This window comes from Phenylobacterium sp., from assembly GCF_041920015.1.
Taxonomy (GTDB): Bacteria; Pseudomonadota; Alphaproteobacteria; order Caulobacterales; family Caulobacteraceae; genus Phenylobacterium.
On record NZ_JAYRST010000074.1, the window covers coordinates 1 to 15,715 of the forward strand.

Sequence of the window (15,715 nt, forward strand, 5' to 3'; positions counted from 1 at the left end):
TGGGGAAGGTCCTGCCGAGGACGTCGTTCAGGCCGGTAGGGGGCGTATTCATTAAAGCGCCCTCATAGGCGAGGCCGGTACGGGCGCCAAGGGTCGTTCGCAGGGCGGTCGCGATGCGCGGTGGATTGTCGGCGGGCCGCTGACTCAGCATAACTGTCGTATCAGCGAGACTGGAGCGATCGATGAGCCTGCCTGGCACGACTTCGGCGACGACGGAACGCTGGTCGCGAGCCAGCGGCGGGCTGGAGCGACGCGCCAATCCGCGTGAGCAGGTGCTGCTGCCGGCGCTGATCGTGGAGGCGGACGGCCGCCGGCGGCCTTGCGTCATCATCGACCGCTCGCTGGGCGGGCTGCGGCTGAGCGTTCCCGGCGAGGAGGCCGCGTCCCTCAGCTTCTGCGTGCTTGACCTGGTCACCGGCATGGCGCGCGACGTCGAGGTCGCCTGGTCGCGCGCGCCCGAAATCGGGGTGCGGATCGTGCGGACCTACGATCTGGACCAGCCGCAGGACGACCTGGGCGAAACCCTGCGGCAGATTCGCATTTCGGTCTTGGGCTAGGCTTCCAGCGAGCGCAGCCGGTCCAGCGCGCCCTGAAGGATCCATCCGGCCGCCATCTGGTCGACCAGGCCCGCGCGCTTGGCGCGGCTGGCGTCCAGTTCGTCGATCAGGAAGCGGTTGACCGCCATGGTCGACATCCGTTCGTCCCAGAAGGCGATCGGCAGGTCGCGCAACCGCAGCAGATTGCGGGCGAAGGCGCGGTTGGACTGGCAACGCACGCCTTCCGTGCCGTCCATGTTGATCGGCAGGCCGATGACGACGCCGCCGATCGTGCGCTCGTCGATCAGGGCGAGCAGCCGGTTCGCCTCGGCCGTGAACTTGGTCTTGCGGATCAGCTCGAGCGGGGTGGCGACCATGCGTGTCACGTCCGACACCGCGACGCCGATGGTCTTCTCCCCCAGGTCCAGGCCCATCAGGGCGCAATGACGAGGCAGGAGGGCGGGAAGTTCGGTCAGATCGACGACGGCCATGCCGCTTCTTAGCGGTCATCGCTTGTCAAAGGGAGGCCCACGCGGCTAACCCCAGGCTCGAACCATTAGGAGGGCCCCATGGCCATCGACGTTGCGACCGTTCGTAAGGTCGCGAGGCTCGCGCGGATCGCCGAGCCCGAGGAGAAGCTGGAGACGCTCGCCAAGGAGCTGACCGGGATCATGACCTGGATCGAACAGCTTGGCGAAGTGGATACCGACGGCGTGGAGCCGATGACCTCCGCCGTGGCCGTCGCCCTGCCTATGCGCGAGGACGTGGTCACCGACGGCGGCGACCCGGCGCGCGTGCTCTCGAACGCCCCGCGGACCGTGGACGGCTTCTTCGTCGTGCCGAAGGTGGTGGAATAGTCATGACCTCGCTCACCTCCTTGACCTTGAAGGCCGCTCTGGACGGACTGGCCGACAAGTCGTTCTCCTCCGAAGAGCTGACCAAGGCCCATGTCGAGGCCGTCGCCGCGGCCAAGCCGCTGAACGCCTTCGTCCTGGAGACGCCGGAAAAGGCCCTCGAGATGGCCAAGGCCTCCGACGCCCGCCGCGCGAAGGGCGAGGCCGGCGCGCTGGACGGCGCGCCCCTGGGGATCAAGGACCTGTTCTGCACCGAGGGCGTCCGCTCCACGGCCTGCTCGAACATCCTGGGGAACTTCGTCCCGACCTACGAATCGAGCGTCACGGCCAATCTGTGGCGCGACGGGGCGGTGATGCTGGGCAAGCTGAACCTCGACGAGTTCGCCATGGGCTCTTCGAACGAGACCTCGGCCTTCGGTCCGGTGGCCAACCCCTGGCGCGCCCAGGGCTCCGACGCCAAGCTGACTCCGGGCGGGTCGTCCGGCGGCTCGGCCGCGGCGGTGGCGGCCGACCTCTGCCTGGGCGCGACAGCGACCGACACTGGCGGTTCGATCCGTCAGCCGGCCGCCTTCACCGGCACGGTCGGGATCAAGCCGACCTATGGGCGTTGCTCGCGCTGGGGCGTGGTGGCCTTCGCCTCCTCGCTCGACCAGGCCGGCCCGATCGCCAAGACCGTCGAGGACGCCGCCATCCTCTTGAAGTCGATGTCGGGCCACGATCCGAAGGACTCGACCAGCCTGGACATCGAGACCCCCGATTTCCCGAGCTTCGTCGGCAAGTCGGTGAAGGGCCTGCGCATTGGCATTCCGAAGGAATACCGCGTCGACGGCATGCCGCCCGAGATCGAGAAGCTGTGGGAGCAGGGGATCGCCTGGCTCAAGGAGGCCGGCTGCGAGATCGTCGAGGTCTCCCTGCCGCACACCAAGTACGCCTTGCCGGCCTATTATATCGTCGCGCCGGCCGAGGCTTCCTCGAACCTCGCCCGCTATGACGGCATGCGCTATGGCCTGCGCGTCGACGGCGGCAACCTGACCGAGACCTACGAGAACACCCGCGCGGCCGGCTTCGGGGCCGAGGTGAAGCGCCGCATCCTGATCGGGACCTATGTGCTCTCGGCCGGCTATTACGACGCCTATTACGTCAAGGCGTTGAAGGTCCGCCGCCGCATCGCCGACGACTTCGACCAGGCCTTCCAGAAGGTCGACGCCCTGCTGACCCCGACCGCGCCCTCGGCGGCCTTCGCCCTGGGCGAGAACGCCGACGATCCGGTGGCGATGTACCTGAACGACATCTTCACCGTGACCGTGAACCTGGCCGGCCTGCCGGGCATGAGCATCCCGGCTGGCGTTGACGCCAAGGGCCTGCCGCTCGGCCTGCAACTGATCGGCAAGGCGCTGGACGAGGGGACGCTGTTCTCCATCGGCGGCGCCATCGAAAAGGCCGCGGACTTCAAGGCCAAGCCTGCCCGCTGGTGGTAGGCCGCAAATGCAAAACCCCCGTCCGGAAGGGCGGGGGTTTCTCGTCCGGCTGAACTCCGGATCTCCTATTTCAGCTTGTCCAGGTCGGCCTGCAGCGCCTTGATCTGATCGTCGGTGATCGCGCCGCCGCTCAGCGGCTGGACCTGCTTCAGGCTCATGCTCTTGAACTGGTCGTAGGCCTCGTGGGTCGTTAGGCCCGGCAGGTTCTTGTCCAGTGCGGCCTTGCCTTCCGGCTTGGCGGCGATGTCGACGATGGGCGTGTTCTCCGCCGACAGGGCGGCGGCGTGGTCGCCATGGGCGTCCTGGGCCAGGGCCGGCGCTGCTGCGAGCGCGCCGAACGACAGGGAAAGGCCGACCAGGCCGGCGGTGATGGTCTTCTTCATGTGTGCGTTTCCTGCGCCCCCAGGTCGGAGGCGCTGAATTCCAGCGTCAGATCGGAAGATCGTGCAAGGGATTTCCCACCGCCCGGCTTCCGCTTTCCCGCGGGCGGCGCTAGGAACGCGCCATGACCGATACGTCGAAGCTGATCACCGGCCGCACCGGCCAATGGGAAGTGGTTCTGGGCCTGGAGGTTCACGCCCAGGTCGCCTCCAACGCCAAGCTGTTCTCGGGCGCGGCGGTGGGATTCGGCGCCAGGCCCAACGAGCAGGTCTCGCTGGTGGACGCGGCCATGCCCGGCATGCTGCCGGTCATCAACAAGCACTGCGTCGAGCAGGCTGTCCGCACCGGCCTCGGCCTAAAGGCGCAGATCAATCTGAAGAGCCATTTCGACCGGAAGAACTATTTTTATCCGGACCTGCCGCAGGGCTATCAGATCAGCCAGTTCAAGGACCCGATCGTCGGCGAGGGCGAGGTCATCGTCGAGATGGACGACGGCGCGACCGTGACCGTCGGCATCGAGCGCCTGCACCTGGAGCAGGACGCCGGCAAGAGCCTGCACGACCAGGACCCGAACGCCACCTATGTCGACCTGAACCGCGCCGGCACCGCGCTGATGGAGATCGTCTCGCGCCCGCACATGCGCTCGTCGGCCGAGGCCGCGGCCTATGTGAAGAAGCTGCGCACCATCCTCGTCTATCTGGGCGCGTGCGACGGGGACATGGAGAAGGGCAACCTGCGCGCCGACGTGAACGTCTCGGTCTGCCGCGCCGGCGCCTACGAGAAGTTCCGCGAGAGCGGCGATTTCAGCCACCTGGGCACGCGCTGCGAGATCAAGAACGTCAATTCGTATCGCTTCATCCAGCAGGCCATCGAATACGAGGCGCGCCGACAGATCGAAATCCTCGAGGACGGCGGCAAGATCGACCAGGAGACCCGCCTGTTCGACCCGAACAAGGGCGAGACCCGTTCGATGCGTTCGAAGGAAGAGGCGCACGACTATCGCTACTTCCCCGATCCCGACCTGCTGCCGCTCGAACTGGACCCGGCCTGGGTGAAGGCGATCGAAGCCTCGCTGCCGGAATTGCCGGACGCCAAGAAGGCCCGGTTGCAGTCGCAGTACGGCCTGTCGGCCTATGACGCCGGGGTCCTGATCACCGAACAGGCCCGCGCCGACTTCTTCGAGGCCGCGGCCAAGGGGCGTGACGCCAAGCTGACCGCCAACTGGGTGACCAACGACCTGGCCGCCAAGCTGACCGCCGACGGGCTTTCCATCGAGGCGAGCCCCTTGCAGCCGGCCGCCATCGCCGAACTGGTGGCGCTGATCGAGGAGGGCGTCATCTCCTCCAAGATCGCCAAGGACGTCTTCGAGCGCATGTGGGCCGGCGAGGGCGCGCCACGCGAGATCGTCGAGAAGCAAGGATTGCAGCAGGTCTCCGACACCGGCGCGCTGGAGAAGATCATCGAAGACCTGATCGCGGCGAACCCGGGCCAGGCCTCGGCCGTGAAGGAAAAGCCCCAGGCCATCGGCTGGTTCGTCGGCCAAGTGATGAAGGCGACCGGCGGCAAGGCCAATCCGGGCGCGGTCAACCAGCTTCTCAAGGCCAAGCTGGGCCTCGAATAGCAAAACGCCCCGGAGCAATCCGGGGCGTTTCTGTTTCAGGGCTAGTTGGTGATGATGTCGAAGATGACGCCGCTGGCGATCGCCGCCAGAAGATAGTCGTCGCCGACCCGATACCAGGCATAGCCGCGCGGCGGCTGGCGCAGGTGATAGCGGTAGTAATCGTTCACGACATAGCCACGGTAGTAGGGCGGAAGATGCGCGCCGCGCCGCCAGGCCGTATAGCCGGGCCGGTAGGCTGGACTGCCGTAATAGGCTTGCGGCGGCGGGCCGTAATACCAGCGGTTGTTGTAGTAATAGCCGTTATGGCGGCCGCGGTCCCAACTCGGGCCGCTGCGGCTCCAGCCATCGTTGCGGCCGTTCCAGCGGTTGTCGCGACGATCCCAGAGGTCGTCGCGGCGGTCATCCCGACGACCCCAGCGGTCCTGTCGGTGCTCCTGGCGATCCCAGCGCTGCTCATGGCGGCCGCGACGATCGTCGGCGGCGGCGCTGGTGGCGGTGAACGCCAGCGGAGCGGCGACCGCCGCGGCCGTGGCGAGGCTCAGGATAAGGCGTTTCATGGCGGGGCTTCCTGGCTCCAGAATTTCGTGTCCCTTGCTGCGCAATCTCTACCGCCCAGCCTGAACTTGACCTGAACAACCCCGTCAGCGGAGCGATGTCGCCAGCGGCGAAGGGGGAGGCGAATTAACTCGCCGGATACGGAGGTTTCCGCTCAGTAAAAAACTCGAATAGTCACAGTAATTGCGCTTCGATCGATCTATTTTCGGGATTAACCCTATCTTTAGTCGCGGTCGACTTACCTAGCTTCAGGAACGTCGGGAAAGACGCCCAGAACGGGCGAGCGACGGGGCTAGGGAACCAAACGTCATGCTCACGAGCGTGGAAACTGTCGGACTGCCGCTTCCCAGTGCGGAAGCTTCGGGGGACGAACTGTTCAAGCTGGGCCTGCTGTATTCGACCGGCCAGGGCGGCGCGCCGCTGGACTATGTGTCGGCGCACATGCTGTTCAATCTGGCGGCCATGCGCGGCTCGGTGGAAGCCAAGCTGTATCGCAAGGAACTGAGCCAGGAGATGGCGTCCGAAGACGTCGCCGAAGCCCAGCGTCAGGCCCGCGAATGGCTGGCCCACGGCTGAACGGGGCCATGGACCCGGCTGCTGGCCCGACTACTGGAAGGTCTGGCCGCCCAGGGCGTAGCTGAACGGGATCGGCAGCAGGTCGCGGAAGTACTGCTGCATGAACAGCCCCGCCTCCGAGGCGCCGCTGCGCGGCACGTAGACGATGTCGAAGCGCCGTAGCGGCACCAGGTCGGCCCGCCCGTCGCGCAGGCCCCGCAACAGGTTCGCCTTGCGGATCATGCCGCGTCCGTCAGGGCCGCGGCGGATGATGTAGACTTCGCTGCGGTCGGCGCTGGTCTTGAAGTCGCCGGCCTGAATGACTGCGCGCAGGGCGTCGCCGTCGCCGGTCAGGTCGACGACCCCGGGATTGCCGACCTCGCCCCCCACGAACACCTTGAGCGGCGCGGCCTTGGCCGTGATGTCCACCTGCGGCCGCAGAAGCTGGCTCGCATAGGCCTGGGCGACCGCCGCCTCCAGGTCGGGAACCGTACGGTCGGCGGCCATGACCGTGCCGATCAACGGCAGGGCGATCCGGCCGTCCGGCTGCACGGTCACGGATTTCGAAAGCTCCGGAGCCGACGGAACCGAGACTTCCAGTTCGTCGCCCGGAAAGAATCGATAGTCCGGCTCGTCATCCGTCCAACTCGCATAGGGGATGTCGGCGAACGCCTGACCCGCCGGCCTCGGCGCGGGCTCCTGCCAGCGGCCCATCAGGTCGCGCGGCGCGATCGTCGGCATGGCGCATCCGCCCAGCGTCGCGGCGGCGCCGGCGATCAGGCCGATGATGCGGGGGCGGGCTCCAAGCATGGCGCAAAGGTTAAGGAGAATGGGTAACGGATCGTTAATTGCGCCCGCGCAGCTTAGCGCGACAGGGTGAAGCGCAGGATTCGCACGTGGCGCAGGGCGCTTGGGCTTTTGGAACGCAGGAGGCGAGCGGCTGGTCCGCCCGCCCGCGCTACGCCCTGATCGACTTCCCGATCCTGCTCTGGCGCGAACGCTACCTAATGCTGGCGGTATTCGCGGTGATCTTCGCGCTGGGCGTTGCAGCCGCCCTGACCATGAAGACCAAGTACGAAGCCTATTCCAGCGTCCTGGTCCGGCTGGGCCAGGAATATGTCTACGAGCCGCGCGCCGGCGACGCCGGCCGTGGCGCGGTCCTTGATTCCGATCAGGTGATTCAGTCTGAGACCGAGATTCTGGGGGCAGGGGCCCTGAAGCAGCGGGTGATCGAACGCCTGGGCCTTTCGCGCACCTATCCCGAACTGGCCGAGAAATACGCCAAGGCCTCGCCGGCTGAAAAGAAGACGATCATGGCCCTGGCGGTTCGGGCCGTGGAGCAGGGGCTGAAGATCGAGACGGCGCCGGACACCCCGGTGGTCCGGGTCGGCTTCTCCCACACCGATCCCCAGGCGGCGGCGCTGATCCTCAACACCTTGCTCGAAGAGTACCTGATCTATCGGCGGACGGTGCTGCTCGATCCGAGTTCGCCCGCGCTGGAACAGCAGCGCAAGCTGTTCGAAGACCGCCTGGCCCGGGCCGATGCGGCCTATGAGGACTTCCTGACCAGCAATCGGATTGGCGATTTCGTCGCCGAGAAGGCTTCGCTGTCCCAACTTCAGGCGCAGATCGAGCAACAGAAGTATCAGACCGATGCGCAGCTTCAGGACCGTCTTGGACGGCTGACGACCCTGAATAGCCAGCTTGCCCAGGTCGCGCCGGAGATCCGCCTCTATCGCGACGTCTCCAGCGCCCCAGGGGAGAAACTCGTCACGCTCAAGCTGCAGCGGGAGGAGTTGCTGTCACGCTATCGCGCCGACGCTCGGCCGGTTCAGGAACTGGACGCCCAGATCGCACAACTGGAAGCGGGTATCGCGGCGGGGCGCGCCCAGGGCGACGGCGGCCGTCGGATCGGCTTGAACCCGGTCCATCAGACCCTGCAGACCGAGAAGATCCAGTTGACCTCCGAAGTCTCGGCGTTGCGCCAGTCGCAGGCCGAACTGGCCGGGCAGATCGAGCGCCTGACCGAACGGCGGCTGCGGCTGGCCGAGCTGGAGCCGCGGTTCCAGCAGCTCTCTCTCGATCGCGACGTGCTCCAGGCCAGCGTCCGCGATTTCACGGTGAAGGAGGAGCAGAGCCGAGCCGCCCAGGAGATCGCCGCCAAGTCCAACGACAATATCCGCATCGTCCAGCGGGCGATCGCCCCGACCAAGGGCAAGAGCCTCCGCAAGCCCGTTGTGATGCTGGCCTTCCTGTTCGCCGGCTTCTCGTCGCTTTGCGCGGGCCTGCTCTGCATGTTCCTTCGGCCGGGCCTGCCGACGCCGCATTCGGCCGCGCGCACGCTCGACCTGCCGGTCCTCGGCGCGGCGGCGCTGAAGACGCAGTAGATCGGCCAAGTTTGCGTTAGCCTGCCGCAACTGCGTGGGCGGCGATTCGAGTCATGGTCGATCTGAGTTCCGAGATGGCCGAGCTGTGGGCGTCCCTCGGTGGGTCGTCTCCGGCTGGCCGTTCGCGGGTGATTCAGGTCACTGCCGCGCGCCGGGGCGAGGGCGTCTCCACCGTCGCGCGTGAACTGGCCAATCACGTCTCTCGGCGGGCCGGGCGTTCGGTGTGGCTGGTCGATCTCGACCTGATGGCCGCGCCGCAATATGGGGCCTTGACCGCAGAGGCGCAGCGCTATGGCGAACTCTCCGGCCCGGTCCAGGCCAGTCCGGACGGCTCGGCCTTCTTCACCGTCCATCCTCCAGCGCGCACGCCGCAGGGCGAACCCTGGCCCGACGCCAACTATCTGTGCGCCTATCGGGTGGGGGCCGCGCGCTGGTGGGTCACGCGTTTCCGCCGCGAACAGCTCGTCGGCCGCCAGAGCGTGCATCTGACGCCCACGGCCGACTACTGGAACGCCCTGCGCCGGTTCGCCGAGGTGATTATCGTCGACAGCCCCGCGCCTGAACGCTCCAGGGCGGGCCTGACGGTCGCGCCCTTCATGGACCAGATCGTGCTGGTGGTGGCCGCCGACCAGGCCGACGTGCGTGCGCCGGCCCAGCTTCGGGACGCGGTCAAGGCGGCGGGCGGGCATGTAACCGGCCTGTTCCTCAATCGCAGCCGGGTCGAGACGCCCGGGTTCCTGCGGACTCTTCTGCCGTGACCCAGGCCCTGGCGGGTGCGGCGCCGGCGGCGCACCGCTGGACAGCTTGGCGGCTGCTGACCCTCGCCGCCGCTGCGGCGATCTTCCTGATCTACAGCCAGTTCTGGGTCTTTCCGCTGCTTGGGGACGCTGGCAATCCGGCCGCCTCGGGCCTGGTCCGCGCGCTCTATCTGCCGGCCTATGGCGCGGCGCTGCTGCTCTTTGCGCTCTCGCCCGGCGCCACGCTCGGCGCCTTGGCTCGCCAGCCCTTCCTGGTCATGCTGTTGCTGATCGCCGCCTTGTCCGCCGCCTGGTCGATCGCGCCCGACCAGACCTTGCGACGGGCCATCGCCCTCGGCTTCACCACCCTGGGCGCTGTGCTGCTCGCGGTTCGCTATCGCTGGAGCGAGCTGAGCGAGGTGCTGGGCGGCTGTTTTGCGTTTCTAACCGTCGTGGCGCTGCTGGTCTCCCTGGCGGCGCCTTCCATCGGCGTGATGCACGACCTGTTCCCCGGCGCCTGGCGCGGGGTGTGGCCTGAAAAGAACGCCTTGGGCGGCAACATGGCCCTGGGCTTCACCATCCTGCTGGCCGCCGCGGCGCTCAACCCCCGGCGCGCGCCCATATGGCTGGGGTTCGCGGCGCTGGCGCTCTTCCTCGTCCTGATGTCGACGTCCAAGACGTCGCTGGTGTCGCTGATGCTGGGGGCGGGGGGCGTCATGCTGGTGGCGCTGGTGCGCCGTCATCCGGCCTCGGGCGTGGCGACCGTCTGGCTGGCCGTGCTGGGCGTGGCCATGCTGGCCGGCGTGCTGCTGTTCGCCGCCGACCTCGTCTTCGAGCTCTTGGGCAAGGACGCCACCTTGACCGGACGCACCAAGATCTGGGCGGCCGCCATGCGGCAGGTCGAGCTGCGCCCCTGGACCGGCTTCGGCTACGGCGTGGTCTGGGAGACGAAGGGGACCTGGACCCCCCTGGCCTGGATCGTCAAGGATGCGGGATTCACGCCGATCCACGCCCACAGCGGATGGATCGAGCAATGGCTGGGCATGGGCGTGTTCGGCCTGGCCGCCTTCGGCATGATGTTCCTGCAGACGGTCGTGCTGGCGGCGGTGGCCCTGTTCCGCAGCCCGGGCGCCTATCTCGCCGTGCCGCTCCTGATCGTCTACGGCCTGATGACGCTCACCGAGAGCATCGCCGTGACCTATCACGATTTTCGCTGGGCGATGTTCGTGATGGTGGCGACGCGGCTGGTCTGGCCCGACGAGAAGGTCGGAACCTAGATTCCCAGCCGCCGGGCGATGGCGCCGACCGTGTCGATCTCGAAGCCCGCGGCCAGCGCTTCGTCGATGATCGCCGCGAAGGTCTCCGGGGCGCAACCCCAGGGCGACGGATCGGGCGCGACGTCGTGGGTGTAGAGGATGAGCCAGGCGTTCCTGGCCTTGGCGCGTTCCATCCAACGGCGGGCTGCGGCGGGGCCCGGAGGGCCTTCGATGCCCACGGCGGGGGCCTGGTTCAGGTCCGTGCCGCGCTCGATGATCCCGTGATGCAGGGCGCGCAGGGTCGAGAAGCGGCCGGCCAGGGCGGCCTTGGGGCCGGGGCCGACGTCGCCATAGGGATAGGCGAAGCTCTCCAGCGTCGGTGCGCCCCATGCGGCCAGGGTTTCGACGTTGCGTTCGACATCGGCCTTGGCGCCAGGCCCGGAGGCCCGTCCGCAGTCGAGGTGCGAATAGGTATGGCAGGCCAGTTCGTGGCCGGCGGCGGCCAACCGGCGATAGTCTTCCGAACCGGCGCAGACGCCCATGGGCGCGTCCTTTCCGGCAAGCCCCGCCGAGACGTAGAAGGTGCCCCGCAGGCCTCGCGCCTCCAGGATGGCCGCGCCCGCCGTCGCGGCGGTCAGCGGCGCGTCGTCGAAGCTGAGCGACAGCATCGGCCGGCCGGGGGCGACCGCCAGCGGCCGGCGGTGGGTCATCCACGCTGTCCGGCGGCGCAGCTTGCCATAAAGGGAATTGTCGGCCGCATAGGCCTCGGCGTAGGACATCAGACGGCCTCGGCGTAAAGAGCGGCGCGGTAGAGGCGCATGGCCAGGGCGCGGCTGGCCAGCGGCGCGGCCTCGGCCAGGGCGTACTGCTTCAGGATCGGCCGCCAGAGCCTGCGCAGCGGCGCGCGCTTCAGGGCCTTGGCGACGCGATAGCTGGGATAGGCGGCGACGACGGCCGGATGGGCGGCGACCACCCGCGCGAAGTTGGCGGCCGACTGTTCGTACTTGGCCGCCATCGTCCGTGCGTTGTCGAGGCCGAGGTGGGTCGCCGGGTTCTCGATGTGAAGGATCGGCCAGCGGCGGGCGACGCGCATGCCCCATTCGACGTCCTCCCAGCCCCAGCCGGCGAAGCCTTCGTCGAAAGCCTCGGCGTCGAACACGTCGCGGCGCACCAGCAGGTTGGAGGTGAAGACGTGCTTTTCCGGGTGCAGGGCGCGGGTCGCCGCGTCCAGGCAGTCGCTGTGGGCGGCCATGGCGCGGTGCAGGGCCTGCTCGGGCCGAGGTTCGACCTGCTTGAGCGAGAAACCCCCGAAGGCGACCGGCGGATCGCTGGTCTCCACCAGCTCCAGCCAGCGGCGCAGGAAGCGCGGGTCGTCGGGCAGCATGTCGCTGTCGAGGAACAGGAAGGCGTCCCCTCGCGCGTGGGAGACCAGGCGGTTGCGGCCCTTGGAGCGGCCTTCGTTGCGCGCCAGGCGCACGAACCGCGCCGGCAACGGCAGCAGGCGGGTGGTGGCCTCGACCTCGGCGGCCAGGGCTGGATCGTCCGAGCCGTCGTCCAGGATCACGATCTCGGCGGCGCAAGGCTCCAGCGCCAGGGCGGCGAGCAAGGGCAGGGGATCGTCGCCCTTGAAGGGGATGAGCACCGAGAGGCGCGGCGCGGCCTGCGGCCAGGCGGCGTTGTCGAACAGGGTTTCGGTCTGGGCGGTCATGCGGCGTTCCGGGCGCGGAGTTGGCGCAGGGCTTGGCCTGCGCGGCTGCGTAGGCCCCCGGCGTCGAGGGCGCAGACGAGCACGGCGTAGACCGCGGCCCCGGCCGTGGCCTTGGCGAGGAGTTCGGCCAGGCCGCCGATGGCTGGGATGCGGCTGACCACCAGGGCCATGGCGAGGCTGGCGCCCGCGACCTGGAAGAGCGTGGTCCAGGGGATCGGCAGGGCCATCAGCCGCCGGCCTAGCGCCGCGGACGCGGCCAGGCCCACGGCGTAGCTGACCACCGTGGCGACCAGCGCGCCCTGCAAGCCCATCCTCGGGATCAGCAGAAGATTGAGGACGAGGTTCGCAAGCGCCGGGACCGCCATGGCCGCCAGCAGGAATATCGTCCTCTGGCCCAGGGTGAAGGCCTGGTGGAAATAGTAGGTGGTCAGCCCCGCCAGCAGGCCGCTGGCGGCGATCCAGGGGGTGACCTGTGCTGCGCCCTGCGCCAGTTCAGGCCCGACCATCAGTTGCGCCAGGGGCGCGGCGACCAGGGCCAGGCCGACCGCCGCCGGGACGGTGAGCAGCAGCATGAGGCCCGCCTGCTCGCGCGCAGCTTCGGCGAGGGCCGGCCGGCCGCCACGCTCCAGCGCCATGATCAGGGCCGGGCCTCCGGCCGATCCCAGCCAGATGAACACCACGTCCAGGGTGCGGTTCGCCAGGCTGTAGCCGGCGTGATAGACGCCCACCGCGGCCTGATCGAGGAAGGCGGCCAACAGGAAGCGGTCGGTGCTGGAGAGCACCAGGGCCAGGATCAGCGACAGCGCCACCGGCACGCCGTACCGCGCATGGCGAACCGCGCGGGCGGTCTCGAACCGTCCGCCGACGGTCCTGGCGTGTTCGGGCCGCAGACACCAGACGGCGCAGGCGCCCGCGGCCAGCCCAGATCCGATCAGTGGCGCTGCTCCGCCAAGGCCGGCCAGGGCCAGCAGGGCGCCGGCCGCGAAGCCGCCGGCTGTCTGAACGAGGTCGATCGAGGCGGCGCCCGCCACCTCGCCGGCGGCGCGGCGGCGCTCTTGCACCATTCGGGCGAAGGTGCGTGGAACGACCGAGGCGAGGCCCGCAAGCACCGCCAGTTTCAGGCCCGGCGACAAGGGCGTGAGCCAGGCGATCAGCCCGGCCAGCGGCAGGACGGCCAGCAGGAAAAGCCAGGTGCGATGGGCGGTCGCCGCCAGGTCGCGACCGTCGTCACGCTCGGATTCGGCGGCCCAATGACGCGCATAGGCGGCCTCGTTCCAGGTGAAGACGCCTGTGTGGACCAGGCTGGCCACCGAGAAGCCCAGGGCGTAGTCGCCGAACTGGGCGGGCGTCAGCAGGCGCGTGAAGGTGACGATCGTGAGCAATCCCACGACCCCTTGCACGATATGGACCGGCAAATAGCCGATCACGCCCCGCCAGAACATCGAACAGCCCTTCTGCGCGTCCGAAGCGCGCCAAAAGGGCGCCACTCGGTCAGCATGCGCTGAAGACCTGTTGCAAACCGTTAAGGGGTTGCCGCCGATGGCGGGCATCAGGGCGCGAGCAGGCCCCGCCGCCACGGATTGGCGGCGGAACCTGCTCGCCAGGTCGGCGACGGTTCAGGCCGCGAGCACGGCGTTCCGGCGGCGCATGGCCGACCCCACGAGCCCGAAGCCCATGATCATCATGGCCCAGGTGGCGGGTTCGGGTACGGCGGCGGCGACATCGGCTGGTGTATAGTTGATCGTCACCATCGAGACGCCGCTGTTATTGAACCAGCCAGAGCCATCGGTCGAGCCGAGGAAGAGCCGGGTCGCGCCGACCGGCGCCGTGAATTGCTGCACGTCCCCCGTGCCGGCGCCCGTCAGCCCGTCGCCGATCCAAAATATCTGGTAGAGTTCCGGTGCGATCGCAGCGAAGTTTATGCCGTCGTTACGGCTTGCCGGGGCCGCTCCCGTATTGACGCCGTCGTCCAGAAATACACCGACAAGGCCATTATAATGCACATTCTGCGCACCCGATATGCCTAGTGCGCTCGCGGCCAGATTGGCCAGCCCGCCATCGCCATCGGCGGAAGCGGCCGGGGTGCCGCCGGAGTAATTGAACCCACCCACTGCGCTGAAGGTGATGATGCTGCCTTCCGCAAAGCCGGTAAGCGCCAGCGTGGGCGATTGCATGGGCGCAGAATCGCCGAGCGCACTCGCCCCATTCGCCTGACCGGCCAGATAGGGGTTGTTATTGCCGTTTACGGTCACGATCGTCGTCGCGGCGGATGCGGCTGACGCCATACACCCTACGGCCAAGGCGATCGCCGCTGTGCGAGCCAGCTTCGACAAGTGCATTGTCCATTCCTCATCACTGTGACCCGCAGGCCGAGCAAAGGCCGGCCAGACGCCGTCCCCAAACAGTGAAGGCGAGAAACGCCGGCGGTTCGGATCACGCCGGTTAATAAATTCTTTCTTTTGGCCTCGCTGGCTGACCTGTTCTCGGGGCTTGGCGGACGGTCGCGGAATCGCCCAGCAGGCAGGGGACGATCATGAACATGATACATGGTCGAGCCAGAATGACTGGCATTCCACTGAAGGTGACGATCGTGAGCGGTCCGATGACCCCTTGCACGATACAGACTGGCAAATAGCCGATCACGCCCCGCCGCCATGGACCAGCGGCGGGGCGTGATCGTCATATCGGCGCCGGCTCAGGCCGCGAGCACAGCGTTCCGACGGCGGACGGCGGAGCCGACAAGCCCGAAGCCTGCGATCATCATCGCCCACGTAGCCGGTTCGGGCACGGCGCTGACGGTCTTGGCGAAGCCGAGGAATTCGCCCGACTCCGAGGTGAAGCTGCCGCCGGGAGCGACGATCCCGATCGTCGAGGTGTTCAGCGAGTTCATCGTGATCGTCCCGATCTGAGATCCCGGCGTTACGATCAGATTGAAGGCTGCGAAGACATCGTAAGACTTGCCCGAAGTCAGGTAGAGATCTATTCCGAGGCCGCCGGAGTAGAATTCGGAGAAGTCGCTCGGCCAATCCTGGAACGTCGTTATCTCATGATCGACGAAGAGGGCCTTGCTGCTATTGCTGCCGAACAGCGTCCAGTCGGACCAAGTGGCGCCAGAGCCGGCTTCGTAGATCGCGAAGTGCGCCTCGATCCCGATGTATCGGTTGTCGAATTCCTCGGGAGTTCCCGTATACCACTGATTGGCTGAGATCAGGCTGTCGTAGTCGAAGCGGAAGCTGACGGCTTGGTCGCTGTCGCCGGTGTAGCGGATTTGATCGCCCATGACGCCCGTCGCGCCGCCGAAGACATCAGTGGGACCGTTCATTTCCAGATAGGTCTTGATGGTTCCGTCGTTCATGTCGACATAGGCCTCGAAAGCCGACCAGCCGTCGTGGAACGTGGCTGAAGCGCTGGTCTTGTCGTTCAAAGACAAGCCATCCTGCATTTCCCCGCTGTATTGCAGGACGGGGCGTACAAAATAGGCGGCCTGGGCGGCGCTGGCGGTTCCGAGCCCCACGCCCAGGGCCAAGGCGATCGCCGCTGTGCGAGCCAGCTTCGACAAGTGCATTGTCCATTCCTCATCACTGTGACCCGCAGGCCGAGCAAAGGCCGGCCAGACGCCGTCCCCAAACAGTGAAGGCGAGAAACGC

At 67.6% G+C, this 15,715-nt stretch carries 17 protein-coding genes; 8 read left to right on the forward strand and 9 right to left on the reverse strand.

Annotated elements, in window-relative coordinates; translation table 11 throughout:
- Positions 1-182: 182 nt before the first annotated feature.
- Positions 183-557: a PilZ domain-containing protein gene (locus tag ACE3TL_RS13520; protein ID WP_374579204.1), complete on the forward strand. Its 375-nt coding sequence runs from the start codon at positions 183-185 to the stop codon at positions 555-557.
- Here the strand turns inward: ACE3TL_RS13520 and ruvX are convergent.
- Complete coding sequence (gene ruvX, locus ACE3TL_RS13525; protein ID WP_374579205.1) at positions 554-1,027, reverse strand: Holliday junction resolvase RuvX; 474 nt, start codon at positions 1,025-1,027, stop codon at positions 554-556. The genes ACE3TL_RS13520 and ruvX overlap by 4 nt on opposite strands.
- A gap of 78 nt (positions 1,028-1,105) precedes the next feature.
- Between ruvX and gatC the strand changes: the two genes are divergently transcribed.
- Together gatC and gatA are read left to right on the forward strand one after the other, a co-directional pair.
- On the forward strand, positions 1,106-1,393 hold the full coding sequence (gene gatC, locus ACE3TL_RS13530) for an Asp-tRNA(Asn)/Glu-tRNA(Gln) amidotransferase subunit GatC (RefSeq protein ID WP_374579206.1): 288 nt from the start codon (positions 1,106-1,108) through the stop codon (positions 1,391-1,393).
- Between the two features lie 2 nt (positions 1,394-1,395).
- Positions 1,396-2,868 (forward strand): Asp-tRNA(Asn)/Glu-tRNA(Gln) amidotransferase subunit GatA, encoded by a 1,473-nt coding sequence (gene gatA, locus ACE3TL_RS13535; RefSeq protein WP_374579207.1) that lies wholly within the window; start codon positions 1,396-1,398, stop codon positions 2,866-2,868.
- A 65-nt stretch (positions 2,869-2,933) separates the two neighbouring features.
- Here gatA and ACE3TL_RS13540 read toward each other — a convergent pair whose 3' ends face one another.
- Positions 2,934-3,251, reverse strand: a complete 318-nt coding sequence (locus ACE3TL_RS13540; protein ID WP_374579208.1) for a hypothetical protein — start codon at positions 3,249-3,251, stop codon at positions 2,934-2,936.
- Positions 3,252-3,373: 122 nt separating this feature from the next.
- On the opposite strand from ACE3TL_RS13540, the gene gatB reads away from it, so the two are divergent.
- Entirely contained in the window at positions 3,374-4,870 is a 1,497-nt protein-coding gene (gatB, locus tag ACE3TL_RS13545) for an Asp-tRNA(Asn)/Glu-tRNA(Gln) amidotransferase subunit GatB (RefSeq protein WP_374579209.1), read from the forward strand.
- A gap of 41 nt (positions 4,871-4,911) precedes the next feature.
- Here the strand turns inward: gatB and ACE3TL_RS13550 are convergent, their stop codons facing one another.
- Complete coding sequence (locus ACE3TL_RS13550) at positions 4,912-5,427, reverse strand: RcnB family protein (RefSeq protein WP_374579210.1); 516 nt, start codon at positions 5,425-5,427, stop codon at positions 4,912-4,914.
- 307 nt (positions 5,428-5,734) lie between these two features.
- Here ACE3TL_RS13550 and ACE3TL_RS13555 point away from each other — a divergent pair, with 307 nt between their 5' ends.
- Positions 5,735-6,001, forward strand: coding sequence for a sel1 repeat family protein (locus tag ACE3TL_RS13555; RefSeq protein ID WP_374534382.1), 267 nt, complete (start codon positions 5,735-5,737; stop codon positions 5,999-6,001).
- A gap of 30 nt (positions 6,002-6,031) precedes the next feature.
- On the opposite strand, the gene ACE3TL_RS13560 is transcribed toward ACE3TL_RS13555, so the two are convergent.
- Entirely contained in the window at positions 6,032-6,721 is a 690-nt protein-coding gene (locus ACE3TL_RS13560; protein WP_374579218.1) for a polysaccharide biosynthesis/export family protein, read from the reverse strand.
- Positions 6,722-6,876: 155 nt separating this feature from the next.
- Between ACE3TL_RS13560 and ACE3TL_RS13565 the strand changes: the two genes are divergently transcribed.
- From ACE3TL_RS13565 to ACE3TL_RS13575, 3 genes are read left to right on the forward strand one after another with little or no spacing between them, the layout of a single operon-like run.
- The gene (locus ACE3TL_RS13565; protein WP_374579211.1) at positions 6,877-8,367 is read left to right on the forward strand and encodes a GumC family protein; all 1,491 of its coding nucleotides are present in this window, start codon (positions 6,877-6,879) and stop codon (positions 8,365-8,367) included.
- A gap of 53 nt (positions 8,368-8,420) precedes the next feature.
- On the forward strand, positions 8,421-9,125 hold the full coding sequence (locus ACE3TL_RS13570; protein WP_374579212.1) for a sugar kinase: 705 nt from the start codon (positions 8,421-8,423) through the stop codon (positions 9,123-9,125).
- Positions 9,122-10,381 carry an O-antigen ligase family protein gene (locus ACE3TL_RS13575; protein ID WP_374579213.1) on the forward strand — a complete coding sequence of 420 codons (1,260 nt, stop codon included), beginning with the start codon at positions 9,122-9,124 and terminating at the stop codon, positions 10,379-10,381. The genes ACE3TL_RS13570 and ACE3TL_RS13575 overlap by 4 nt, the downstream gene beginning before the upstream one ends.
- On the opposite strand, the gene ACE3TL_RS13580 is transcribed toward ACE3TL_RS13575, so the two are convergent.
- From ACE3TL_RS13580 to ACE3TL_RS13600, 5 genes are all read right to left on the reverse strand, one after another.
- The gene (locus ACE3TL_RS13580) at positions 10,378-11,139 is read right to left on the reverse strand and encodes a polysaccharide deacetylase family protein (RefSeq protein WP_374579214.1); all 762 of its coding nucleotides are present in this window, start codon (positions 11,137-11,139) and stop codon (positions 10,378-10,380) included. The two genes, ACE3TL_RS13575 and ACE3TL_RS13580, sit on opposite strands and share 4 nt — an antisense overlap.
- On the reverse strand, positions 11,139-12,068 hold the full coding sequence (locus ACE3TL_RS13585) for a glycosyltransferase family 2 protein (protein ID WP_374579215.1): 930 nt from the start codon (positions 12,066-12,068) through the stop codon (positions 11,139-11,141). The genes ACE3TL_RS13580 and ACE3TL_RS13585 overlap by 1 nt, the downstream gene beginning before the upstream one ends.
- Positions 12,065-13,510: a polysaccharide biosynthesis C-terminal domain-containing protein gene (locus tag ACE3TL_RS13590; protein ID WP_374579216.1), complete on the reverse strand. Its 1,446-nt coding sequence runs from the start codon at positions 13,508-13,510 to the stop codon at positions 12,065-12,067. The genes ACE3TL_RS13585 and ACE3TL_RS13590 overlap by 4 nt, the downstream gene beginning before the upstream one ends.
- Before the next feature lie 174 nt (positions 13,511-13,684).
- Positions 13,685-14,407 (reverse strand): PEPxxWA-CTERM sorting domain-containing protein, encoded by a 723-nt coding sequence (locus tag ACE3TL_RS13595; RefSeq protein ID WP_374579217.1) that lies wholly within the window; start codon positions 14,405-14,407, stop codon positions 13,685-13,687.
- A gap of 356 nt (positions 14,408-14,763) precedes the next feature.
- Entirely contained in the window at positions 14,764-15,633 is an 870-nt protein-coding gene (locus ACE3TL_RS13600; protein ID WP_374579219.1) for a PEPxxWA-CTERM sorting domain-containing protein, read from the reverse strand.
- Between the last annotated feature and the right edge of the window lie 82 nt (positions 15,634-15,715).